The organism is Pseudoalteromonas sp. S4492 (assembly GCF_005886115.1).
Classification (GTDB): domain Bacteria; phylum Pseudomonadota; class Gammaproteobacteria; order Enterobacterales; family Alteromonadaceae; genus Pseudoalteromonas; species Pseudoalteromonas gelatinilytica.
In genome coordinates this window covers 25,578-50,633 of record NZ_PNCP01000004.1, presented here as the reverse complement: position 1 = coordinate 50,633, position 25,056 = coordinate 25,578, and the positions used below count along the sequence as shown (strand labels likewise).

Sequence of the window (25,056 nt, the reverse complement as noted above, 5' to 3'; positions counted from 1 at the left end):
CGATAAATGGCTATGATCAAAAAAGGCAGATATATATGAATGACAATAATAAACAATTAAAACTTGCCTTTATTGGCGGTGGCAATAACTCAGCTGTAGGCTATGTTCACTTCGCCGCAAGTCAACTCGATAACAAGTTTGCAGTAGTTGCAGGTGCCTTTTCAAGAAACCCCGATGAAAATAGTGCAACAGCGCAGAGATGGGGAGTTTCAGAAAAGCATTTATACAACGATTGGCAAGAGCTTATAGAGCAAGAGAAAAACCATGTTGATGCATTTGTTATACTGACACCAACCCCCCATCATATTGAGGTAATAACCACGCTTCTAAAGGCGAATTTACCGATTATTTGCGAAAAAGCACTTGTTACCGGCCCTGCTGAAGTCGCTGAAATTGAAGCCTGCTACGATAAAAATAAACACTTTCTAGCTGTTACATACAACTACAGTGGCTATGCGATGGTCAGAGAGTTGAAACACCTAGTAAAGCAAGGTGCACTTGGCACTATCCAAAAAATTCACCTTGAAATGCCACAAGAGGGATTCAGAAGGCCGCCAGATATTGCAGGTAAACCATCGATGCCACAAGCGTGGCGATTAAAAGATTTTGAAGTGCCAACCATTTGCTTGGATTTAGGGGTGCATTTACACCACTTATCAACATACTTACTTGAAATGGAGCCAACGGAAACAATCGCACAGTTTACTAACCATTCTCAATACCCAAATTTAATTGATGATGTAAATATGTTGCTGAACTACCCAAGAAACATAAAGGGTAGTATGTGGATGTCAAAAACGGCTATTGGCCACCGCAATGGACTTCAAATCAGAATATACGGTGATAAAGGAAGCGCGCGTTGGTTCCAACTAAACCCTGATGAATTAGAGTTAAACTACAATGACGGTCGCAGAGAAATCTTAGATAGAGCCGGACAGTGTGAGTATGCTAACCAATTTAGATATAACCGAATGAAGCCAGGTCACCCAACAGGATTTGTTGAAGCCTTTTCTAATTTATATACAGATATTTACGAAGAACTTTGCTGTTACTTAGCTGGTACAGACAAAAAAAATGACTATGTATTTGGCTTAGAGCAAGCAAAAGACGGCTTGAACTTATTTAAAGCAGCGCAAGAATCAGTCGAGTCAGCGCAGTGGATAAAGCTTAAAAGAGGTAATTAAATTATGATGAATAACCTTCCTATAGCAATCTATGGCGCCGGTGGTAATGGGCAAAAAATCTATCATGCACTTTCAGAACATGGAATTAAAATAGAATTTTTTGTCGATTTATACACGCAAGAAACTGAGTACCAAGGCTGTCCAATTTACAAACCTGACAATATTGCCAATAAAAATGTAACCATGCTTGTATCGGTATCTTGTACAAGTGAAGCTATTAAGCAGGATCTAATTGGAGTGGGTGTTCAAGAATGCCTAAACATGAATGAAATCATTAATAGCTACCCATATGTTTTAGAACGTTTTATTTCAAAGGATTACCGAGCAAAACTAATCTCTAGCACACAGAACGACAAAGAACAGTTAACTTGGCTTAAAGAAAGACTAAGCGATGATGAGAGCAAAAAGTGTCTTGATGATATCATCGCATTTCGTAGCTCACCCTCTAGTGAAAGCTATGTTGAAAACGACTGGCAAACCCAATACTTTCCACCTTGGTTACTGAAACTTCCTCTTTGGAAAAAAGGGATTAACTTTATTGATTGCGGTTCATATATCGGCGATACACTTGCAAGTGCAGCACAAGTATTAAAAGAAGCAGATATACAGTTAAACACAATGCAGTGTTTTGAACCTGATCCAAAGAACTTCCACTTATTAAACAAAACAGCGAAAGAATTAGTCTCTCAAGGTATTAAGACTTATTTATTTCCATGTGGTGTATGGGAAGAAAATACAATATTGAGCTTCAGTGCAGACCTTTCACAAGGCAAGTTTGCTGACTCACAGCAAATCACAGACAACAATTTACTTCTGCCTGTTATAGCGTTAGATGATACCAGCATAGCCTCTGCGGTTAATTTCATTAAAATGGATATCGAGGGCGCAGAGCCACATGCATTGAAGGGCGCAAAAGAAATTATAACGCACCAATCCCCGCTACTCGCTATTTCCGTCTATCATGAGCCTGCTCATCTTTGGCAAATAGCTCAGCAAATTGAAAGCTATAACCCTAATTATGAGTACAAACTTCATTGTCATGGCGATTTCGGTCTAGAGATAATACTGTACGCAATTCCAAAATAAAAAACTTTATAAAGCAGCCTTCATAGGCTGCTTTGCCAACTTATGGCTATTGCGAATACTTTTCTTTGACCAACTGACGAAGAATTTTGCCTAAACTACTTCTTTCAAAACTATCAATTTGCTCTAACACTCTAGGCTGTTGATAATCGGTTAATTGCTGTAAACACAGTTTCTTTAATTCTGTTTCATTTACTGACGCCGAAAGCGTCGTATAAACAACTTTTATTACCTCACCAAACTGAGAGTCTGGAATTGAAAAAGCCACGCAATCTTCAATGTCTGGATGCATTTTTATCACGGCTTCAATATCTTGAGGGTATACATTGATCCCCCCACTTGAGATCAACTCTTTTTTACGGCCGACATAATATAAATAGCCTTGCTCATCGAGGTAACCTAAATCTCCGGTTTTGAAAAAATCACCAAGATAATAAGCTTCTCGCGTTTTTTCCGGTAATTTATGATACCCACTAAACCCGGTTGTTGTTTTACAACAAATTTCTCCAACTTCTGTTGCAGCTAATTCTTGGCCATGCTCATCGGTAATTTTCACAGTCACAAATGGTAAAGCATTACCTACACTGCCGCTCAATTCAGGGTGTTCTGATACCGCGAAATCAGTCACAACACCAACCTCTGAAGCTCCGTAACACTCGTGTAAACGGCAACTAAGCAAAGAAAGTAAGCTTTGTTTACTCTCTTTATCTAATACCGCCGAAGAGGATACTAGGCAACGTAAAGAGCTCAAGTCATGCCCTTCAACACCGTTTTGAATTAAGCTTACTAATTGAGATGAAACGGCAAATAGAAAACTCACTTGGTGCAGTTCAATTGCTTGTAGCCATAGCTTCAAATTAAACTTTGGTAATACAACCGTTGTTGCACCAAGCATCAACGGCATGAGCACACCACGCTGAGCTAGCGAGTGGTACATAGGAGTCGCTACGAGAATAACGTCATCGGACGTTAATCCGTAGTAGTTTATGGTCGCATCAAATGCTCTATTTACTTTACAAGCTTGGCTCAACACTATTGGCTTAGGTTGACCGGTAGAACCAGAAGTCATGGTCAAGATGTAAGGTGCTTGCGTATCAATTGCATCAGTAAAAAAGCATTCTGCTTCAGCTTGTTGAACACAAAGCCAATTTGTTTCATTAGCAACACTTTGGCCTAATGTTATTAAATTTTCAGCTTCAATAAGGTTATCTGCAAGAAGTGATTTGCTAATGGTCGGCCAAGCAATCACCTTAGCAACGGGGGTTTTCTTAAGAGCAACCGTCAGAGCAAGTCCTTTTAAGCTAACAGGTAACGGCACAGCGGCTAAACCTAATTTAGCGATTGCCAGCAGCGAAACAATAAATTCAATACCGTTAGGTGCAAATATTGCAACACGTTGGCCTTGCGTAACACCTTGTTTTAAAAAGTGGCTAGTAAGCTTAATAACTTGCTGATTTAATTCATCATACGTTACGCTTTGCTGTTGAAAAACGACAGCTACCTTAGTGGGAGTGTTAGCGACATTCGTAGCAAATAACTCATAAATACCTTTATCCACCTACTCACCCTTTTCCTACAAAATTAAAATCATCAATCGAAGCATTTGGAAATAAATGTTGGGTCACTGCCATTTTTTTCGCATCCCCTGCAATAGATTTAAATCCTGCTCGCTGATTAAGCAAATTTACAAACTTATTTTCTTTATTAATAACGGCTACCCATATTGCATCTGGGTATGTTTGCTCAGTCTCTTTTAGTTGCCAATCTAATACTAGTTGAGCATGGGCAAAATTAACATCGTCACTTGCTGCAAACCAGCCACCAATTAAATAATTTTGCTGTTCTATTTCATATAATTGATGCCAAACGTAAAGTAGCGGCTTACCTTTAACTTCCATAACATAAGAATCGCGACGATTAGCAAACCACCAGCAATAATGATCAAGTTGGTCGATATCTTTTGTGATCGTCATTCGCCAAGCATTGTTCGGTAAGTTTCTCGCTGCCAAATAGCGGTTTATGTCCTGATCAACCACTCGCCTTAACGTGATTGTGCCGGTTAAATATTGATACTGGCTTTCAATTAAGTTGCTATTGGCTTGAGTAATCTGGCTAGAAGCAAGCTCTGAAGTAATTAACTTAGCAACACGACTTGCGCCTTCGCCATCAATTTTTACAGCAACGTTTTCACGCATTAGGTGGATACGTTCTATATTTTGTAGCATTGCTAAAATTAACTTTAAAACCTGTTCTGGTGGATAGTCAATTAAGTTTGGGATATGAAAATAATGCCCCAAATCATCTAATGCAGCTTGTTGATTTTCTTGATTCTTTGCGATTGAGAACGTTAACGCAGGGGTTTTAGTCGCAGCCAGCTCATACAAGGACGTGCCTAAAGCGCCAACAAACAAGGTGCAGCTTTTATAGTAGTTTGCTAAACAACGAGGTGCTTCAATTAAATTTAATTGCGAGTGACCTAAAGCTAACTCATGTAGCTGAGTAACGGATGTAGCATTAGGGCCTATAATTAGATTAACTTTATACTCTGGCGCTGTTTCAAGAATTAATCGTATGATTTCAATAAGCTGTTTCCAGTCGCCACCACCGCCGAGAGAAAACATAAGCTCTTTATTTGAGCGATCTGTTTGCACGCAGTTTCGATAAGCTCTAGACAGCATCGAAAAATCAGGACCAAGTAAAAATTGTTGTGATTCAAGTGCAGTACTTTGATAACGTGACGAAGTCTTTTCAGCATTCCATTTACTATCGATAACCAGCACTGCTAAATGCTCTCTTTCAAGATCATCAACCGCAATAATTGATGGCACATGTTTAGCCATCTCTGATTCCCATTCAATATCAAAACGATAGCTATCAATAATTAATTTATCAATAATGAGCTGTTGCTCGTTGAAAAGCTGAACACAGTTAGCCGCATCTTCTATCTGTGTTTTTGCATAGGGTAATAAATGTATATTTCCGAGTTCTTTAGTTAAATGATCCGACAATTGTGTATCGACTAATAAAACAACTTCTTCACCTAAACATTGCAACTCTAACGCGAGCCATTTACAACGCATAAAGTGACCCAAGCCACATAGTGTATCGACTCTAATTGCTATCATTTAACTTCACTAACGCAGTCGCTAAATTTCCTACCTTTGCATTTTCACCGTCGACCATTAACTCTGGAGGAACCGCGATACCATATTCAGTTTCTAAGCTCATAATAAGGCTCAGTATCTCAAATGAGTCTAACGCTCCCGCAGCTACAAAGTCATATTCAGCAATGTCAGCATCTTCAACAAATACACCGCGTTCTAATAAAAATTGCTGAACCGATTGAATTAAATCTTGTTTCATATCGCTCACTTTAGGTCACTCCAAGACAATTGAGTGCCACAACGTAATTCTTTATTAACTGTTCGTCCAATAAGGTTTGGCAGCTCTTTTGGCATAATTTCGCCGCCCCCAGGACGCATTTGTCTCAAATGCTCAGGGCTCAGCTGCTCTCCAGCTTTAATATCTTTAATAATGTAAACACAGCGACGTGCTTTTGAGGCAACGGATGGATAATCAACTTTGCCCAGTGCTTTTTCAATTTGTCTCACACCATGAACAAGAGCCTGAAGCTCCGATGGGGTCATTGAAAAAAAGCTATCTGCAGTATTATCTGTTTTGTCTAATACAAAGTGCTTTTCTATCATGCATCCCCCGACGGCAACTGAAGCCAGTGGCACATCATTTCCCAGTGTGTGATCAGATAAACCAACCGGACATTGAAAAGCCTGTTGCATATGAGGGATAGTTCGCAAATTAATAGTCTCTGCAGGAGCAGGATAAGTGCTTGTACACTTCATCAATGCAAGTTCAGTAACACCCGCATCTTCTGCGACTTTTACCGCCTCAGCAATTTCAACTAACGTCGCACCACCTGTAGACATAATTACGGGTTTACCAGTAGCGGCAACATCACGAATTAATTGGTGGTCAATTAGTTCAGGTGAAGCAATTTTATAGGCTGGAGCATCTAATTGTGCTAATAAATCGACTGCCGATTTATCGAATGGTGATGAAAAACAAGTAAGTCCAAGTTTTGCTGATAGTTCAAACAGTTCCGCATGAAAATCCCAAGGCATATAAGCTGTCTTGTATAAATCATGTAAGTATTGACCTTGCCATGGACCCGTCGCTTCAAAGTGTGGAAGTTTACAATCCATGGTTAAAGTATCTGCGGTGTAAGTTTGTAGCTTAATCGCATCAGCACCGGCTTCATGAGCGGCATGAACTAACTCTTTAGCTTTATTTAAACATTGACCATGGTTAGCTGACATTTCAGCGATGATATAACAAGGGTGATCGTGCCCTACCCATGTATCAGCTATTTTAAATTCTTTCTTAAACATATTACCCAACTTGAACTTGTTCTACGTGCTCATTGATCTTAAGTATATCAGGATGAGAGCTTAGCATTTGTTTTAATTCATCAAATGTGAAATCAGTACGGTAATCGAATAAGCTATAAATGGCTTTAATTAACTCATAATCAGCTGGCTCATCTAAAGTTAAACGCCAATGACTGAAATCATCAACGTTCTTATAGTCAGCCACTTTCATATTTCTGCAAATATATTGCGTCATATGTTCTTTTTCAAAATCTTCTGTTGCACATTCAAAGGCTGATTTAAGCGCCTCAAAAGTAAACACTTCTGTATCAAAACCATTAGGAAAACCACAGTGAGGGCCAGCCGAAATATAATCATACTCACTGCGCACACTATAGAAGTGGTCTATAACACGTGCGGTTTCAGTTAAATCAATGAGAGGACAATCACTGGTACAACGAACAATCACAGTATCTGAGTTTGCATTTACAGACTGTGCAGCTAGGTAATAGCGACTTAATACATTGTTAGTGTCACCTTCAACGTATTTCACACCCAGTCGTTCACACAACTCAGTGATCGGTCGTTGAGTGCCATCATCTGTTGTCGCGATAATGATCTTCTCTTTAAAAGGAGCCAATCTTTCAAGCATCACTTCTAATACAGGCTTTGTTCCAAGAGGCAGCATTACCTTTTTAGGTAAACGAGATGACGTCATTCTAGCTTGAATTACAATATAAAAATCGTTGTTCAGAAGCTTTGAAACAAGCTGTTCAGTAAAAGTATTCAACAACTTAAAACTCCCATAACATTGTTAGACCGCCATCATTTCGACCATCATCTACAACTTTAAAACCTATTTTATAATAAGCCGAAACGGCAGCAGTATTAGCTGAGTCAACACCAAGCTGCATTTTAGTAATACCTAATTGCTGCTTTGCATGGCGTGCAAAACATTCAATTACTTCCTTTGCAACCCCTTTGCCATGCCACGCTTTTTCACCAATCAGAATACCCATTTCAACACAATCGCGGCTTTTTCCTTTGATGATAAACTTAATATTTCCAATATGCTCATCACAATCAAGAGTAAAAATGCCATAAAAATACACATCTTTATCTGCAAGCTGCTCTTCAATATATGCAACAAGGCCACTGTTAGACTCTGGTTTATTTAGGATGAATTCGCTAACACCTGAATTCAACCAGTTTAAATACTTAGCCGATGCATCCGCTGCTTCTAAGTATCTTAGTTTAAACCTATCTGAAGTCAGTAAGTTCATCTTAATTCAGCCTTTTAAAGCCCGAGGTTGATGGAATAACATGTGCCAGTAACTCTGGGTTTTCAATCGCATCGGCTATGGCCGAAAACGCATTATCAACCGCTTTTAAATAAGTCTCAACGTGGTGCTCTTTGTGCGCATACATGCAGTAAAACATATTAGTTGCTAATACACCTTGCTCTAACATTTTCTCAATAAAGTAGGATTTAAGCGTCAAAAAGTTTTCATTCTTTAAACTAAAGTGGCAAAGGGCATCAATACCAGAAACATGAATTTCAAGGCCATGCTTTTGCGCTAAACTTAGCCAGCCATCCTTAATTTTTGCACCGATTACGGCTAGATGCTCATGGACTTGGTGTTGCTCGTAATAGTTGATCGTTGCTAATGCAGCTGTAGGCCCTACTCGTTCAGTCCACATAGTGCTAGATATAAAACTAGTTTGTGCTGCATCCATCCATTTAGACTTGCCTATGACGGCAGCCATAGCATAGCCATTAGCCATTGCCTTAGAAAAAACTGCAATATCAGGATTAATACCCAGCTTCAAATGCGATCCGCCACAGTTGATCCTAAAGCCCATAGATATTTCATCAATAATTAATGGGATATTTAATCGTGCTGCAATGGCCTCAACTTGCTGCCAGTATTCTTCAGATGGGGCAAAATTTCTCATTGGCTCCATCACGATAGCTGCAAGCTCTTCACCATTTTCAGCAACTAACTGCTCTAGCGCTTCGATATCATTAAAAGGAAAAGGGAGTGCTGTTCCTGCTAGCGCCTTTGGAACACCTTTAGGTGAAAGGCCAGGAATTAAATGGTCGTTAAGATTACTATTACTTGTAACATTGGCTGATAAGTACCAATCATGCCACCCATGATAACCACTAAAAGCAATTTTATCTTTACCTGTTGCTGCTCGTGCAATACGCACTGCGACAGTCATTGCTTCACCGCCACAACGGGCATATCTAACTTCTTCAGACCAAGGGTGTAATTCTAATAACTTCTCAGCAAGCTCAACATCCTCAGGGCAATTTAAGCTAGAACTAACCCCATTGCGAATAGAGTTAATAACCGCATCATCAACTTCATCTACCGCATAACCAAGAATATTTGCACCGATACCCGAAATAGACATATCGAGGTACTCATTACCATCAAGATCCCACACTTGGCATCCTTTTGATTTAGAAAAATACCCAGGCCAAATATTGGTACTAAACATATCTGGTCGCTTAGAAAGCAATTGGGTTAATCCTGGGATGATACTTTTTGCCCTTTTTTGAAGAGCAATGCTGCTTGTTGTTTTTTTTGCGGTCATAATCTTAAATTCTTCTACTGAAGGGAGTGTATTATCCATTTGATATATTCAAACATTTGACTGGATGAATATATCAAGCCCAAATTTTTATCGTGAACCTATTAGATATAAAGATAAATTCTATTAAAAATATCTTTATTTACATAGTCGTACATTTTCTTTGTAATAGTCAGGAGCACCTTCAATAAATGAAATCCAGCAGTCAAGTGCTTTGTTGTAGTACTCTAAAATTTCCGTTTCATTACCATAGTTATAAAGTAATGATACTAATAAAGACGTGGTATAAAGCACTTCACCTTCAAACAGCAAAAATACGTTTAAATATTTCGCTGAATTTTTAAAAGAATATAAATAACGAACACTTTTCAGTAGGTTGTTGAGTGCATCAGAGCGAATAGCCGTTTCTTCTTTTAGCATTTCTGCCATTGTTTTACAGAATTCTGTAAACTCTTCGAAATGAAGTAAAGGCTCAACCTCACCTAAATCGACTCTCGTAGAGAAACGGTGCTCCTTCACATACTCAACGACTGCTGATTTACTTAATGAAGTAGGTTCTAAGTAGATATAGTCAGAATGCAGAGGTGTGGCACCTTTAATTTTTGCACCGTTACTGCAGTTATAAAAGTTAATCCCCTGATTTTGGAATGAATTTATTAACTTTTCCATTTGAATGTTGCCTACACTCATAAATTCATCAGTGAGTATAGTAGGAACAAAGTTTCCTGGCAGTGCGATTTGTTTACCTATCTTTAAAGGCTTATGTTCTACCTGACCTTCTTTGTTGTAATAAAAGCTCGATTTAGAGTGATGATAATCCTCATCAACATAGCCGTTATCTACACCAAAGAGGTAAATATTCTTAAAACCAAGATGACATGCATAACTCAACGCAGTGTTACCAACCAATGGGTTACAGTAAGAAAGCACCTCAGTGATTGGTTTTCTATTAATAAATTGAGCTAAATGTACTAACTGAGTTGCAGATTCATTCCCTTTAAGACCAAACCCCGTCCAAGGAAATAAACTAGAAACTGTTGGGTGCATCACATTCGTAACAAGCAAATTCATTTTCTTACGAGCAGACTCAGGCAAAAAGTCCCGTAAGAAATCATGGGTCATCTCTGTTCTTTCTAAAGCAACATGAAAGTCAGGAATAATTCCCTTTTTGACTAAAGCCGTTGATGCTGAATTACAAGATAGAATAACGACTTTGTCTTGCAGTTTTTGTAGAAATTCTATTTCTTGGTCGAGAGATGGTCCATTCGCAATGATAACTACAGGAAATTCAGCCATCTCTTTGTTCATTGGCTTTTGCACGCTCATTAGATTAAATTCATTTTCTAAATTACCAAGCGTGTGTGCGATGCCCATCATAGCGTCATCAAAAAAACCAAAACCGGTAAAAAATTGATGAAAATTAGTTTTAAACTCATCAATCCATTTATTCATTTTTTGAGATGGGTAATGTTGATAGAACCAAGTATAGCTAACAGACGCGATACCTACATTACGGCTTCTGTCATAGATATTTTTGAATACTTCGTCTTCAGATTTACCAATACCTAGGTAAAGAAAGCTACCATTTTTATCAATACTTTCTAAGATACTCTTCCATTCAGCTACAAATAAACTTGCAAAGAAGTAATCTTCGTTAGGCTCAATGATATTTATAAAACTAATTTCACGTTTTTCAATGAGTTCAGGTAAGTGATAACCAAGGCCAATACCAAACAACATTAGACTTGGCAGTTTCTCATCTAATGAGTTATTGACAGGTAAATTGGCCTTTGCTTCACCAAAAAGCTTCCCTAAATTATTCATCAAATCGATATGAATAAAATCTAACGGATTCTCTACAGATGAAATAGCTGAGTGATCGGTTTTGCCTAAAATTGGATTTTCGAGGTTTTTATGAACTTGCTCAACAGCTTGCTTAATAGGATCTGAAGAGTACATAGGCACTCTTGTTTCATAATCAATAATATTCGCAGTGCCATTGTCGTTTAGAATAAATTGAAAGTGTTCACTTGGTTCGTATTTAAGGAATTTTTCAAAAATTTCAGGGAAATATTGCTTAAACGCTAAAAGATTTTCTTCAAACTTAGAATTTGCCTTATCCGCGAACTCTTGCTCTCTTCTTTGCTGCTCAATTGTCTCATCGATTTTATTTGAAAGGGACTCGATTTGAGCCTCAACAGAGGGGAGTTTGGTCATTTTTTACCTACTTGATACTTTTATAAACATCGAGCTTCTTTTTGGTACGTAACTGGGACGCTATCGTTTTGGCTAATGTTTTTTTTCGGTTTTCTAAATTAGTCACTAAATCAACGAACTTATCATAAAATACTTGATAAACCTCAACATTAGAATCAACTAAGGGAGCATTTTGATCAAAATAAGTTCTAATGTCATGGTCTAATTTTTTAAAAGAAGATTCGCATTGTTCAAAATCTTCCTTGATTAATGATGAGTTGATTTGATCAATTTGCTTCTCAAAGTCAGCTAATTGATTATCCAACATTCGCGTCTACACCATTATCTAAAAGTGTTTTTTCACGAACATCATGCGGAATGGCATCCCACGCTGACTTAATTTCTTTAAGAAGGTTAGAGACCTCAGTCACTATTTCAGGATCATTCTTAATGCTTGCATCTAACAACCGGTCAATCATGTACGAATACAATGCATAAAGGTTTTCAGTAACCTCTCCACCTACTTCAAAATCTAAACATCCTCTTAGCGCTTCAAGAATCGCTGATGCTTTTGATAGATGCTCACTTTTGGCTTCAAGGTGTCTTTTTTCAATTGCCACTTTCGCCAGCACCATCTTTTCAATAGCGCCAGCCATTAGCATTTGAATGATTTCGTAACGGTCAGCACCTGCAATGCGAGTTTTAAGTGCTTCCTTTTGATAATTTTTAACTTTTGCGTTGTACATGGTTCACCTATATGCCTAAACAAAGAGAAAAATAACTTTTATGATGATGACTTAGTAAATCCTGGAAGACTAGATAGTTGTGCACTTAAGTACGTTTGCGTTGACTGCATTTGCGCTAACAACACATCTAAGCCTGCATATTGCTGGCGAAGTCTTGCTTCTAACTCTTCCATTCTATATTCATGATTAATAACATCATCTTCTAGGTCATCAAGTTGAGAATTTAAGTTAGTTTCTCGTTGATTCATGATTCCTTTAGAGTCTAAATAATTGTCAAAAAGAGACTCTAATTGTTTTGCTATCCCATTTTCACCTGCAAAAGCCTTGCCAATATCATCATAATTCTCATCCATAGCTTCATTTAAGCTACGGACTAGGCTAGATTTTTCCAAGTAACCATCTTTATCAACACCTAAACCAATATCAAAGATACTTGAAAACGGACCTGCATCCGTAATAGGTGTTGAAAGAGCATTAATTAATTGAGAATCGAATGAACGAATTGTTGAATCTGCATTTAGAGGTTTACCTACACGCGTTTGTAGGCCTATTTGACCTATTAGGTTATTATAGTTCGCGATAAACTCATCAACTAGCTTAGTAACACTTTCAGTGTCAACGTTTACAGATAACTTTGCCGTTTCACCGTCAACACTTTGTCGCTTTGCAACAATTGTCATGTCTTGTACAGCATCTTTAAATGTATTGGTATCATTAACAATTGAAATACCATCCACTTTAATTTCTGCACTTTTAGCTTCATCACCTGAAGCAATTGCAATACCGCCTGCAGTAACGCCATCATTAGCAAGTGTTGAAACATTATCAAGTTCGGCCGTATCGTTGGTAATAACTAAATCATTACCTGCACCTGATACATTTGATGTGAGAACTAACTTTGATTCAGTCCCCGTGTTAATGATATTAGCAGTAACACCAAAGTTATCGTCTGAATCATTAATTGCATCACGTAAATCAGCAAGCGTTGCACCCGCATCGAGTGTTAAGTCAAAGCTCTTGTCACCTGCAGAAAAAGACAATGTACCACCAGAAGCAGTAACAACATCATCTGTTGAGGTAAATAGGCCAGCATTAGATGTCGCTCGACTACCTTGAGCAAGCTCCACCACTTCAATATTGAAGTCCCCAGGTGAAATATCTGAAGTTGGTGTTACTGATATGAGGTCGCCATCATCACTGGTCGGTTGCTTAATGTTCGCAATTCGCTTGTTAAAGTTATCTATATCAGCTAACTTTTCAATAGTATCCTGAAGCTTTGACATTGCAGATTTAACTTCGCCTAAAGACGAAAGCTCTACCTGTAAAGACTCTTCTTTTTCAGCGAGCGCATTTAATTTAGGGGTACTCTCAGCTGATAGTGTCGCACTGATGATGCTTTCCAGATCAAGTCCAGAACCAACCCCAGCAGATGTAATTAATGCCATAGTAATACTCCTAAAATACTAATTGCTATGCCGTTCTATCGAACAACAAACCTTTATTGCTTAATTTATCGGCAAACTCTTCTAAAGCTTTAGCCACTTCACGAAATTCTTCTGTTGGAATTTCTCGAATTACTTCGTCATTTTCTTTATCAAGAACTTTGATAATGGGTGGATCTCCCTTTTCATCAAATTCAAAAATTAAATTTGTTGATGTAACTGGGATATAGCTATTGAGTTTTTCAAGGTTTTGTTTTACTTCGGCAATTAGATCGTTTTTGTCTTTTTGCTCATTTCTTTTTGAAACTTGTTCAATATCCACGGGCTCTCTACCAGCAATTTCTGTGCCTTTATTTGCTTTAATATCATCTATTTCGGCTTTTAAATTTGCAGAATTTCCACCGGCAGTAAGGTTATCATTAGACCTTTGCGTTGAATTAAGATCTATCATAGTAACACCTCTTAATATCTTACTCGGTAAGTATAAGCCACTTCGAAGCAAATTTCCTGAGCCTGAAGTGACTTATAAAACAAATATTAGCCTAGTAGTGAAAGCGCTACTTGAGGGCGTTGATTTGCTTGGCTTAAGATTGATTGGCTAGCTTGTTGTAAGATTTGCATCTTAGTTAAGTTAGCTGTTTCAGTCGCGAAGTCTGTATCTTGGATACGTGATTTCGCAGCACTTAGGTTTTCAGAGATATTAGATTGGTTACGGATTGTTGATTGGAAACGGTTTTGAACCGCACCTAGCTCTGCACGCTTTTTATCAACTACTGCAATCATCGCATCCATACCAGCTAACACGTATTGTGCATTTGTCTGAGATGAAACACTGATAGATGTTTCTCTGAACTTAGTTTGGAAGTCACTTGTTGCGCCGATAGCAGAACCCGCAATATCAGATACACCAGCAGCTAGCGTTGTTAAACCTTTACCGCCAACAGCACTCGCTACACCAGCAATACCAGATAACGTGAAACCGCCATTTGTAGAGATACTGTTTGTTGCAGCAGTACCACCTACGTTTTGCATACTAAAATCGATAGTTTGCACAGCATCAGCACCTACTTGGAATTTAGCATCGTATGTGCCATCAAGTAAGTTTTGACCACCGAACGTTGTATCTTCAGCAACACGGTTAACTTCTGCAGAAAGTGAACGAATTTCTTCTTGAAGTGCTAAACGATCTTCATCAGTATTCGAACCATTCGACGCTTGTTGTGCAAGAGTACGAATACGTTGGAACATTGACGTTACTTCGTCTAGTGCACCCTCAGCTGTTTGCGCTAAAGAGATACCGTCATTCGCATTTCGGTTACCTTGCGTTAAACCATTAACTTGGCTTGTTAAACGGTTAGCGATCTGCATACCTGCAGCATCGTCTTTTGCACTATTAATACGTAAGCCTGATGAAAGGCGTTGGAAAGAAGTATCAAGTGAAGTACCTGATTTACTTAACTGTCTTTGTGCGTTCAAAGAACTCACATTAGTGTTTACATATAAAGCCATATTAGCCTCCGCTTTATCATTTTATAGCTAAACAGCGGGATACCCCTACCCTGCTGTTTAACCGACTTAGAGTCCTAGATTGATAGTTCTCTAACTCGTTTATCGGACGATAAAGCGAAAGCTTTAGCTTTATTTGTAAATTTTTTTAACTAATTTTTAATTTTAGCCTTGTAACAAGCTTAAAGCCGCTTGAGGTCGTTGATTTGCTTGACCTAAAATTGTTTGGCTTGCTTGTTGTAAAATTTGGTTTTTAGTCAAATTAGCTGTTTCTAAAGCAAAGTCAGCATCTTTAATTCGTGATTTTGCAGCAGATAAGTTTTCTGAAATATTTGACTGGTTACGAATTGTTGATTGGAAACGGTTTTGCACAGCACCTAGCTCTGCACGCTTCTTATCAACGACCGCAATCATCGCATCCATACCCGCTAAAACATACTGTGCATTAGTCTGTGAAGATACACTAATACCTGTTTCTGTAAATTTGGTCGCGAAATCACTTGTAGCACCGATAGCTGAACCAGCAATTTCTGATACACCTGCAGCAAGTGTTGTTAAACCTTTACCACCAACAGCTGAAGCAATGCCCGCGATACCAGACATAGTGAAGCCACCATTCGCTGAAACGCTGTTTGTAGCCGCTGTACTGCCAACATTTTGCATACTAAAGCCAATAACCTGAACAGCGTCAGCACCTACTTGGAAGCTAGCTTTATAAGTACCATCTAATAAGTTTTGACCACCGAAAGTAGTATCGGTTGAAATTCGGTTTACTTCTGCAGACAGTTGACGGATCTCTTCTTGGATTGCCAGTCTATCTTCATCAGTATTCGAGCCGTTAGCGGCTTGTTGAGCTAGAGTTCTGATACGCTGAAAAGTCGATGTAATTTCATCTAATGCACCTTCAGCTGTTTGAGCAAGTGAAATACCATCATTCGCATTTCGGTTACCTTGATTCAAACCCAAAATTTGTGATTGTAGACGGTCAGAAATTTGTAAACCAGCCGCATCATCTGCTGCACTATTAATACGTAAGCCTGATGAAAGGCGTTTAAACGAGGTATCTAAATCGCCACCTGTTCTATCCAACTGTCTTTGTGCGTTTAATGCACTAACATTAGTATTTACATATAAAGCCATAATAAACTCTCTTCTTATCTGTCAAAGTAAAGTCACTTATTTAAAAGTGAATTTGACAAAGTGACCCTTACAGCGGCAAATCTAAGTCGCCTGGGGCAAAAAACTGCCACTTTGCTTGTTAGTTAATTAACTTGAAGTAAATAGAGCAATTAATAGGCCAACTATTAATTAAGATTAAAAAAGGAATGAAAAAAGGCTCCATTTAGGAGCCTTAAGAGAGATAAGTTTAAGAGTGGGTTTAATAACACAAATTATGGCATAATCTGTGCTTTATATTTTATGTTCTTACAAATGTTAGAACACTACTGTCAGGATTTTGAGCGCCTCCGCTTTATAATCCTATCTTAGCGCCTTTGTTAATACCCCATTAGACAAAGGCGCTTTTCTTTAAGTCAAAGTTTTGACTTCACTTTAACTCAAATTCCCAACTATTAACCTAGTAAGCTTAATGCCGCTTGAGGACGTTGGTTAGCTTGGCTCAAGATTGTTTGGCTAGCTTGTTGTAAGATTTGCATCTTAGTTAAGTTAGCTGTTTCAGTCGCGAAGTCTGTATCTTTAATACGAGACTGAGCTGCACTTAAGTTTTCAGAGATATTAGCTTGGTTACGAATTGTTGATTGGAAACGGTTTTGAACCGCACCTAGCTCTGCACGCTTTTTATCAACTACCGCAATCATCGCATCCATACCAGCTAACACGTATTGTGCATTTGTTTGAGATGACACACTGATAGATGTTTCTCTGAACTTAGTTTGGAAGTCACTTGTTGCACCGATTGCAGAACCAGAGATATCAGATACACCAGCCGCTAGCGTTGTTAAACCTTTTCCGCCTACAGCACTCGCTACACCAGCAATACCAGATAACGTGAAACCGCCATTTGTAGAGATACTGTTTGTCGCAGCTGTACCACCTACGTTTTGCATACTGAAGCCGATAGTTTGAACTGCATCAGCACCAACTTGGAATTTAGCATCATAAGTACCATCAAGAAGGTTTTGACCACCGAATGTTGTATCTTCAGCTACACGGTTAACCTCTGCTGATAATGAACGAATCTCTTCTTGAATCGCTAAACGGTCTTCATCAGTGTTTGAACCATTCGACGCTTGTTGTGCAAGAGTACGAATACGTTGGAACATTGATGTTACTTCGTCTAGTGCACCTTCAGCTGTTTGCGCTAAAGAGATACCGTCGTTCGCGTTACGGTTACCTTGGTTAAGACCGTTGATTTGTGATGTTAAACGGTCAGAAATTTGTAGACCAGCCGCATCGTCAGCTGCGCTGTTGATACGAAGACCTGATGATAAACGCTTGAATGAAGTATCAAGTGAGTTACCAGAATTCATTAATTGTCTTTGAGCGTTTAATGAACTAACATTTGTATTTACATAAAGTGCCATGATATTTCTCCCGAAGTAAACTTATCATTTACTCTCAAACTTACTCTAATTAAGCGGTAACTGTTATTTGTTACTCTGCTTGGTTAATTAAGTTATCGGTCCGCTCAAAAAATCCTTTAGTGAATTTTTAAACAATTTTTCATTTTTTATTTAACACACTGTATTTAAATGAAAAATATTTAATATTTTTAACTAAACATAGCTTCTGGTTGTCATTAAAATCGTTACTGTGAAGTATTGCTGAAGCTCAAAACGCGACAAAGAGTGCGTTAAAACAGCTGTTTAAGTGGAAAGCTTAAGGTAGGTTTTATAGGTTAAGCTCATAAAATGAGCTTAACCTAGATAAATTATAAGTAATCAAATAATGATAGGTTAGCCAAACGGCCAAATGTTGCTTGTGCAGCTTGCAGTGATGTTTCTTGTTTGGTCAGTTCAGTAATCGCTTCAGCCATATCAAGCTCAACGAGTTCCGCTTTTGCTGCTTTATTACTGGTATCTAAGTCACTATTAGATTGTTCGATTTTCTTGGCCGTATTTAACCGACCACCTAAGCCAGCCTGAACAAGAGAAACCTGATTTTTGGCATTATCGAGTTGTACAATGGCATCCGCTAAAACCTGATCAAACTCATCTTGGGTTAAATTAGGATTTGTGAGTCCTGCAATCAGATCGTCCAAGGTATTTAACGCATTTTCTTTTTGTGGTGCTTCAAGGTCTACATCGATTTGGCCGTTTGCAACAGGCGAAACAGAAATTTCCATACCTTGATATTCGATTTTACCGTTTTCAAAGCTGCCGCTGTCAATTGTTACACCCGCTTGTTGTACCACATAAGTATTAGGTGTACCTGTAGTGGTAATAAAGCTTAATGTATTGGCATTTGCAGCCGCAGCAGGATCAGCGTTGTAATTAGCTTGGTGGAATTTATCGAAATCTGCTTGCTCAGTAACATAAATTTTTGAGCTTGTAATACCGCCTGAAACAGTGCCGTCGTTTGAGGCCACATTTAGACGTGCATTTACTTTTTCGAACGTATCAAAACCATTGTCACTTGATTTGATTTCTACACCTTCAGCCACTTTGATTTTATGTTGCCCCTGATCGCCACCATATTCATAGCGACCAGACGTACTATTGTAACTATAAGAAGGAGTGTTATCTTGATAGCCCGAAAAGATAAACTTACCGTCTTCGGTCTTTGCATTCATTAGATCAAGTACAGTGCTTTGCAGTGCCTTAACTTCTTCAGCGATCCCTTCACGGTCGATATCACTATAGGCACCATTACCTGCTTGAATAGATAACGTATACGCAGACTCAAGTGCACCTTTAATATTTTGCAGTACACTTTCTTCTGTCGTTAAACGGCTATTCAACATAGTGATATTTTTTGTGAACTGCTCGTTGCCTTGAATGCGATCGTTATAAAGTAAAGCCCGAGCCGTGGCAGAAGGGTCATCAGCAGCAGTTAATACGCGCTTTTGAGTATTAACCTGTTCTTGTGCCTTATTAACATTTTGCTGTGAGTTAAGAATAGAATTAAGGTTATTCTTATACATCATGTTATTTGAAATACGCATAATTACCTCGCCGCACTTAATAAGGTGTCAAAAATAGTACGTGCTGTTGCAAGTACCTGTGCTGATGCTGCATACGATTGTTGAAAACGAAGTAAGTTAGCAGCTTCTTCATCAAGGTTTACACCTGATAGCGATTCATACCAAGCTTCAGACTGATCAGCCAATGCTGTAAAAGCCGCACCATTGGTTTGAGCTTGACTGGTCACAACACCAATATCAGTGACAATGGCCGAATAAGCTTGATTAAAGGTTTTATGATTATCAGCAGTACTACTTGCTTCAACATTTTGACGCACTAGCTCACCGTTTTGTAAATTAGCTAATAGCAAGCCATTGCGGTTATCATCAAAACCCCCGGTGTTAAACTCAAGTGTGAAGGTGTCCCCTGTTGCAGGTGAGCCTTCAATATTGAAGTCAAAACCGTAGGTATCATAAGGTGCCCCAGCTTGAGCAAGAATATTCTCAGCAGGCGGTGTTATGGTAAACGTCGATGTACCGTTGCCGTCTGTGATTTGATATTCGTTAGCATTCGCCGTTTTCACGAGTGTGATATCACCATTCGCCAAACTCGGTGGTGGACCAACCGTGATCCCCGTTGAGTTATCAATATCAGACACTGTGCCAGCAGAAATACTTGCATCGCTGGTATTATTGATATCGTTCGCAGTTCGAATAGGTGATGCTAACGCTAGGTCTTCAGGGCGCTCAGTTGCAAGCTCTAGGGTCGTTGCAGCTTGTGAATTTAGCTTCACCATAAATTGGTCACCAGTATTTGCTGTGCCTGATACATTAAGCTGTAAGCCAAATGCCTCACCGCCAGTGATGGTTGATGAGTCAATCACTCCTGCCGTTACATTGGCTGTTGACGCAGTGCCAATAGGTTCGCCTTTGTTATCGATTGCCTGAATTTCAACGGTGGTTGCACTGGTATAGGTAATAATAAAATCACTCGCTGGCAATTCGCTGCCTTTACCTGGTTCCACCGTTGCCGTCATTGTTGATGTGCCCGTATTAGCTTGATAGCCAAACGCATCAACGGTTGGAATTGCAAATATATCACCACCAATTTCACCATTAGCGTCCATACCTAAACGGTTTTGCTGATTAAAGGCATCAGCTAACGCTAATCCCATTTGACCAAGTTGGTTTTGCGCTGGCACTAAAATATCGTCACGAAACGCCAACAAGCCGCCAATTTTACCTTTTAACTTACTCACATCGACATCAAGCGGCACAGCTTTGCCACCGTTCACATCGAGTCTCAGTTCTTTAAAATTAGGATCAGGATCGCCACTGAATGAAAATAGGTTAAATGAGCCACTTTGCATGACAAGTGCTTGACCAGAGCCTAAATACACTTGTTTTTCGCCGTTATTACCATCGAGTGTTTCAATATCAATCAGCTCAGATAAATCACGAATCGCTTTATCTCGTTCATTGTATAAACCACTTGATACTGACTCACGATCAGTACCGTGAACTGAGGCAATCTTAGTATTTAGATCACTGATATTTTGGATCAGGTTATTGGCTTCTTCAGAAAAAATTTCTAGCTGCTCATTCACCACCGCTTTTTGGTCGACCACAATGCTCGATAATCTGTCCATTTGATCAATCAAGTTTTGTGCATCTGTCATTACTAATGAGCGTGCAACTGTTGATGACGGTTGATTTAAGCTTTCTTGTACATTGTTAAAAAACGAGTTGATACTAGTTGATAAGCTGTTTGACTCTTCTGAGAACAAGCTATCTACACGGCTTGCTTCTGTCACAAACTGATCAAAGAATGCTTTATTTGAGGTATCTCTATTTAATTGCTTTTGCGCAAATTCATTCAGTAAACGATACGTTTCACCACGACCTACTTGGTTATCGATCATGGTTGTGAACTCAGTGCGCTCACGTACATAGCCCTCGGTATTAACGTTGGCGATGTTCTTACTGGTGGTTTGTAAAAGCTCAGAGTTAGCTCTTACACCGGCATTTGCTATGTCATATAAGCTAAATGACATGAGGGTCTACTCCTTAACGTACCAATGAAGCAGCGACGCTTTGAAGCTCAACACGCTTCAATACCTGCTTAATTTTATCGGCATAATTTGGATCAGTTGCATAACCTGCTTTTTGTAACGAATCTAAAAAGGCAGCAGGCTCTGCGGTATTATTAAGTGCTTCTTGATAACGTGGGTTTTCATTTAAGAAATCCACAAAATCGTTAACACTGTCTTTAATCGATTGATAAGAGCGGAAACTAGCTTGCTTTTTAACAGGCACGCCTTGTTCAAATTCAAGCGTGACTTTACTCGCTTTGTCACCTTGCCAGCTTCTATCCGATTTAATATTGAATAAGTTGTTACTACTTGTGCCATCAGCTTTGCTGATGATGTGTTTTCCCCAGCCTGTTTCAAGGGCTGCTTGAGCCACCATCACTGCAGGGTTTAAACCAATCTTCTGTGCTGCATTTTTTGCGTGCTCCCAAATAGAGCTAATGAATGACTCAGCATCTTCAAAACGATTATCTGTTTGCTCGTTTGCTGATGTATCTGCAACAGGCTGTGACTCAGATTTAATGTCGTGGCTGTCATTCGCTACGCCGCGGGCGCGTTTATCACTATCAAACTCAGCCGTCGTTCTAAGCACAGACCCCGGGGTAAACTGTTTACCATCTGGCGAGAGCTGCTGAACAATTAAATCAGCTAAGCCGAGCGAACCTTTTGATGAAAGCTCAACCGACATCTGTTGGTCATGCATCTCTTCAAAAAACTTAACACCGCTTGAATTAAATGGGCTGTCTTTATCTTCAAACGCTTCATTTGCCTTACGCATACTTTTAAGCAGCATTTGAGTGAAAATAGATTCAAATTGTGCCGCCGCTTTTTTCAGCGCCTCTTTTGACGCATCGCTAGAGGCATCACTTTTTAGCGCACTTTGACGTAACGAGTCTAAGTTGCCTAAATCAAAAAAGTTTTGCTTGTCGAGATGATTAGTATCCATCAGCTTTTTGACACAATAGTTAATAATGAAAATTAAAATGCAAAAATTGCGCCAATAAAAAACTTTATAAATGAATGGCTAATAAAGGATATAGGAGTGGAGTAACTTCAGGGTCAAGGTTTTGACTGATATTTATACACTGAAGGATTAAGAGGTATAAAAACAAAAAACGCGCCCGAAAGCGCGTTTTAATTTAAATGATAACCAGTTGCCCGTTTATCGCCCCCGCTTCTTTTAAAGCTTCAAGGATTGCCATTAAATCACCCGGCGCGGCCCCCACTTCATTGATTGCGCGAACGAGGTCATCTAGATTAACACCCGGATTGAAAACAAAAGCACGTGAGTCATCTTCATTGACATCAATAATGCTTTGATTGGTAACCGTGGTTTCACCATCACTTAAGGCATTTGGCTGTGAGACATTTTGCTGCTCAGCAATGGTGACCGTTAAACCACCATGGGTAATAGCTGCTGGCTGTAGCTTCACGTTTTTGCCAATCACAATTGTGCCTGTTCGCGAATTGACAATAATTTTTGCTGCGGTATCTGCCGGTTTAAACTCTAAGTTTTCAAGGGTAGACAAATACGCGACACGTTGAGATGCATCACGCGGTGCCAATACACGCACAGAGGCTGCATCTATTGCCTGAGCACTGTCAGGACCCACTAAATCATTAATGGTTTGCTCTAAGCGTTTTGCCGTTGTGAAATCTGGACGATTTAAATTGAAGGTAATGTAGTCACCTTGCATAAACGGGCTCTTAATAGCACGTTCAACAATAGCACCATTTGGAATACGACCCACTGTTGGCGTGTTAATAATTACACGGCTACCATCAGCCCCTTCAGCACCTAAACCACCAACCACTAAACTACCTTGCGCAATTGCATAAGTATTGCCATCAACCCCTTTTAGGAAGGTTTGTAACAATGTACCGCCACGTAAACTGCCCGCACTACCAATAGACGACACGGTAATATCAATGGTTTGACCAGGCTTTCTGAACGCTGGTAACTCAGCATGCACTGCCACAGCAGCAACATTTTTAATTTTAGGTTTTAAGCTATCAGGTAAAGTGATACCAAAGCCATTCAGCATGGCTTTAAAGCTTTGTTGTGTAAATCGGCTTTGCTCACCAGTGCCAGGTAAACCAACCACTAAACCATACCCCACTAATTGGTTTGAGCGCACGCCCTCAACCATAGATACATCTTTGACTCGCTCAGCCTGTGCAGAAAACTGCAGGCTAATTAAGCAAAGAGCGATGATGTATTTAAACCCATTCATGACTTTATTCCTCTAAAATGGGAAAAGCGAACTACTAAAGAAACGAGACAGCCAACCTGCACTTTGCGTTTCTTGAATTTGCCCTTTACCTGAATATTGAATGCGCGCATTGGCAATACGATTTGATGTGACCGTGTTATCTGCGGCAACATCTTCAGGGCGAACCAAACCTTCTAAGCGAATAAACTCTTCACCTGTGTTCAAAGTAAGCCATTTTTCACCGCGAATAACCAAGTTGCCATTGGGTAGAACACGCATCACATTGACAGAAATATCACCAAATAAGCTGTTTGATTGGTTAGACTTTGAGTCACCTTTAAATGATGCCCCAGAACCAATACCAAATTGAATGCTGTCACCACCAATGTTGACCGGATTACCGCCAAGGCCTATAACAGGGTCTAAACTGGCGTCCGTTTCTTTGTCGGTCTCGGTTTTAGCGGCTTTGGTGGCTTGCGTTGATTCTTGCAATTTAACCGTAATGATATCGCCAGCACGCAGTGCCTTTTTATCCGAGTACAAATCATTTGATGAGTAACTATCAAACAACGACCCTGTAGGTACCATCGGCTCTGTTGTTGGCTCAGGGTACATAGGCGCATAGTAAGGGTCATCCTGAACCACATGATGATTTTGCGTTGTCATACAACCACCCAGCATTAATGCTGCCGATGTGACTAAGATAATATTACGCATGCTGCCTCCTACCCATTAAAGCTGTTGATTAATGTAACTAAGCATTTCATCAACCGCTGAAATCACTTTTGAATTCATTTCATAAATTCGTTGTGTTTCGATCAAGTTAACAAGCTCTTCAGTTACATTCACGTTAGAGGTTTCAAGGGAACCTTGAACCACCGTACCTAAACCATCGATACCTGGGTTACCTTGCACAGGCGCACCACTTACAGCGGTTTCTGTGTATAAGTTTTGTCCCATAGGCTCAAGACCCGATGGATTAATAAAATCACTAATCGTTAGCTGACCAATGACCACGTTGTCTGGTTGCCCTGAAATACGCACTGACACTTCACCGTCTTGTGAAACAGTAATTGATTGCGCATCGTCTGGAACATTCATTTCCGGTTGCAAAGGAAAACCCGCGCCCGATGTTACAATGCGGCCATCTTCGTCAGTCGTGAATTGACCGTTACGCGAATAGGCAATGTTGCCATCCGGTAATTGCACTTCAAAAAAACCAGGGCCTGAAATCATCCAGTCCAGTGAATTTTCAGTGGTAAGCATGTTACCTTGTGAAAAGTTCTTTTGGTTGGCAACCACTTTGGCACCCGCACCAAGCATTAAGCCTGATGGCATTTCAGTGTCTTGTGACGAACGACCACCTGGTTGGTTGATGTTTTGATATAGTAAATCTTCAAATACGGCGCGGCTTTTTTTGTAACCGACCGTGCTGGCATTCGCGAGATTATTTGAGATCACCGAAATATCGGTTTGCTGGGCGTCAAGCCCGGTTTTACTGATCCATAATGCAGGATTCATAACTCTAC

The 25,056-nt window shown here is 39.5% G+C and carries 23 protein-coding genes; 2 read left to right on the top strand and 21 right to left on the bottom strand.

Going from position 1 to position 25,056, the window contains the following annotated elements:
* Positions 1-35 precede the first annotated feature (35 nt).
* Both CWC28_RS00905 and CWC28_RS00900 read left to right on the top strand, forming a co-directional pair.
* On the top strand, positions 36-1,184 hold the full coding sequence (locus CWC28_RS00905) for a Gfo/Idh/MocA family protein (RefSeq protein ID WP_138624588.1): 1,149 nt from the start codon (positions 36-38) through the stop codon (positions 1,182-1,184).
* Between the two features lie 3 nt (positions 1,185-1,187).
* On the top strand, positions 1,188-2,270 hold the full coding sequence (locus CWC28_RS00900) for an FkbM family methyltransferase (protein ID WP_138624587.1): 1,083 nt from the start codon (positions 1,188-1,190) through the stop codon (positions 2,268-2,270).
* 46 nt (positions 2,271-2,316) lie between these two features.
* Here the strand turns inward: CWC28_RS00900 and CWC28_RS00895 are convergent, their stop codons facing one another.
* From CWC28_RS00895 to flgG, 21 genes are all read right to left on the bottom strand, one after another.
* On the bottom strand, positions 2,317-3,825 hold the full coding sequence (locus tag CWC28_RS00895) for a class I adenylate-forming enzyme family protein (protein WP_063706560.1): 1,509 nt from the start codon (positions 3,823-3,825) through the stop codon (positions 2,317-2,319).
* A gap of 4 nt (positions 3,826-3,829) precedes the next feature.
* Positions 3,830-5,392, bottom strand: a complete 1,563-nt coding sequence (pseG, locus tag CWC28_RS00890) for a UDP-2,4-diacetamido-2,4,6-trideoxy-beta-L-altropyranose hydrolase (protein ID WP_138624586.1) — start codon at positions 5,390-5,392, stop codon at positions 3,830-3,832.
* Positions 5,379-5,630 (bottom strand): phosphopantetheine-binding protein, encoded by a 252-nt coding sequence (locus CWC28_RS00885; RefSeq protein ID WP_240494388.1) that lies wholly within the window; start codon positions 5,628-5,630, stop codon positions 5,379-5,381. Before CWC28_RS00885 ends, pseG begins: the two co-directional genes overlap by 14 nt.
* 5 nt (positions 5,631-5,635) lie before the next feature.
* The gene (gene pseI, locus CWC28_RS00880; protein WP_063706555.1) at positions 5,636-6,673 is read right to left on the bottom strand and encodes a pseudaminic acid synthase; all 1,038 of its coding nucleotides are present in this window, start codon (positions 6,671-6,673) and stop codon (positions 5,636-5,638) included.
* Between the two features lies 1 nt (position 6,674).
* On the bottom strand, positions 6,675-7,442 hold the full coding sequence (locus CWC28_RS00875; protein WP_267894591.1) for a cytidylyltransferase domain-containing protein: 768 nt from the start codon (positions 7,440-7,442) through the stop codon (positions 6,675-6,677).
* Between the two features lie 4 nt (positions 7,443-7,446).
* The gene (locus CWC28_RS00870) at positions 7,447-7,935 is read right to left on the bottom strand and encodes a GNAT family N-acetyltransferase (protein WP_063706554.1); all 489 of its coding nucleotides are present in this window, start codon (positions 7,933-7,935) and stop codon (positions 7,447-7,449) included.
* A 1-nt stretch (position 7,936) separates the two neighbouring features.
* Positions 7,937-9,256 (bottom strand): aminotransferase class III-fold pyridoxal phosphate-dependent enzyme, encoded by a 1,320-nt coding sequence (locus CWC28_RS00865; RefSeq protein WP_063706552.1) that lies wholly within the window; start codon positions 9,254-9,256, stop codon positions 7,937-7,939.
* Between the two features lie 135 nt (positions 9,257-9,391).
* A complete protein-coding gene (locus tag CWC28_RS00860) occupies positions 9,392-11,470 on the bottom strand; it encodes a motility associated factor glycosyltransferase family protein (protein ID WP_063706550.1) in 2,079 nt (692 codons plus the stop codon).
* Between the two features lie 7 nt (positions 11,471-11,477).
* Positions 11,478-11,777: a hypothetical protein gene (locus tag CWC28_RS00855; protein ID WP_063706548.1), complete on the bottom strand. Its 300-nt coding sequence runs from the start codon at positions 11,775-11,777 to the stop codon at positions 11,478-11,480.
* The gene (gene fliS, locus CWC28_RS00850) at positions 11,767-12,195 is read right to left on the bottom strand and encodes a flagellar export chaperone FliS (RefSeq protein ID WP_063706546.1); all 429 of its coding nucleotides are present in this window, start codon (positions 12,193-12,195) and stop codon (positions 11,767-11,769) included. The genes CWC28_RS00855 and fliS overlap by 11 nt, the downstream gene beginning before the upstream one ends.
* 38 nt (positions 12,196-12,233) lie before the next feature.
* Entirely contained in the window at positions 12,234-13,640 is a 1,407-nt protein-coding gene (gene fliD, locus CWC28_RS00845) for a flagellar filament capping protein FliD (RefSeq protein WP_063706544.1), read from the bottom strand.
* A 25-nt stretch (positions 13,641-13,665) separates the two neighbouring features.
* Positions 13,666-14,088 (bottom strand): flagellar protein FlaG, encoded by a 423-nt coding sequence (locus tag CWC28_RS00840; protein WP_063706542.1) that lies wholly within the window; start codon positions 14,086-14,088, stop codon positions 13,666-13,668.
* Positions 14,089-14,174: 86 nt separating this feature from the next.
* Positions 14,175-15,146, bottom strand: coding sequence for a flagellin N-terminal helical domain-containing protein (locus CWC28_RS00835; protein WP_105175247.1), 972 nt, complete (start codon positions 15,144-15,146; stop codon positions 14,175-14,177).
* A 162-nt stretch (positions 15,147-15,308) separates the two neighbouring features.
* The gene (locus CWC28_RS00830) at positions 15,309-16,283 is read right to left on the bottom strand and encodes a flagellin N-terminal helical domain-containing protein (protein WP_063706538.1); all 975 of its coding nucleotides are present in this window, start codon (positions 16,281-16,283) and stop codon (positions 15,309-15,311) included.
* 431 nt (positions 16,284-16,714) lie between these two features.
* Complete coding sequence (locus tag CWC28_RS00825; RefSeq protein ID WP_063706536.1) at positions 16,715-17,686, bottom strand: flagellin N-terminal helical domain-containing protein; 972 nt, start codon at positions 17,684-17,686, stop codon at positions 16,715-16,717.
* A 347-nt stretch (positions 17,687-18,033) separates the two neighbouring features.
* Positions 18,034-19,266 carry a flagellar hook-associated protein FlgL gene (flgL, locus tag CWC28_RS00820; RefSeq protein ID WP_063706534.1) on the bottom strand — a complete coding sequence of 411 codons (1,233 nt, stop codon included), beginning with the start codon at positions 19,264-19,266 and terminating at the stop codon, positions 18,034-18,036.
* A 2-nt stretch (positions 19,267-19,268) separates the two neighbouring features.
* Entirely contained in the window at positions 19,269-21,278 is a 2,010-nt protein-coding gene (flgK, locus tag CWC28_RS00815; RefSeq protein ID WP_063706532.1) for a flagellar hook-associated protein FlgK, read from the bottom strand.
* Between the two features lie 13 nt (positions 21,279-21,291).
* Positions 21,292-22,260 carry a flagellar assembly peptidoglycan hydrolase FlgJ gene (flgJ, locus tag CWC28_RS00810; RefSeq protein ID WP_063706530.1) on the bottom strand — a complete coding sequence of 323 codons (969 nt, stop codon included), beginning with the start codon at positions 22,258-22,260 and terminating at the stop codon, positions 21,292-21,294.
* A 193-nt stretch (positions 22,261-22,453) separates the two neighbouring features.
* Positions 22,454-23,548 (bottom strand): flagellar basal body P-ring protein FlgI, encoded by a 1,095-nt coding sequence (locus tag CWC28_RS00805; RefSeq protein ID WP_054553304.1) that lies wholly within the window; start codon positions 23,546-23,548, stop codon positions 22,454-22,456.
* A gap of 12 nt (positions 23,549-23,560) precedes the next feature.
* Positions 23,561-24,244 carry a flagellar basal body L-ring protein FlgH gene (gene flgH / locus CWC28_RS00800; protein WP_063706528.1) on the bottom strand — a complete coding sequence of 228 codons (684 nt, stop codon included), beginning with the start codon at positions 24,242-24,244 and terminating at the stop codon, positions 23,561-23,563.
* A gap of 15 nt (positions 24,245-24,259) precedes the next feature.
* On the bottom strand, positions 24,260-25,048 hold the full coding sequence (gene flgG / locus CWC28_RS00795) for a flagellar basal-body rod protein FlgG (protein WP_063706526.1): 789 nt from the start codon (positions 25,046-25,048) through the stop codon (positions 24,260-24,262).
* Positions 25,049-25,056: the final 8 nt, after the last annotated feature.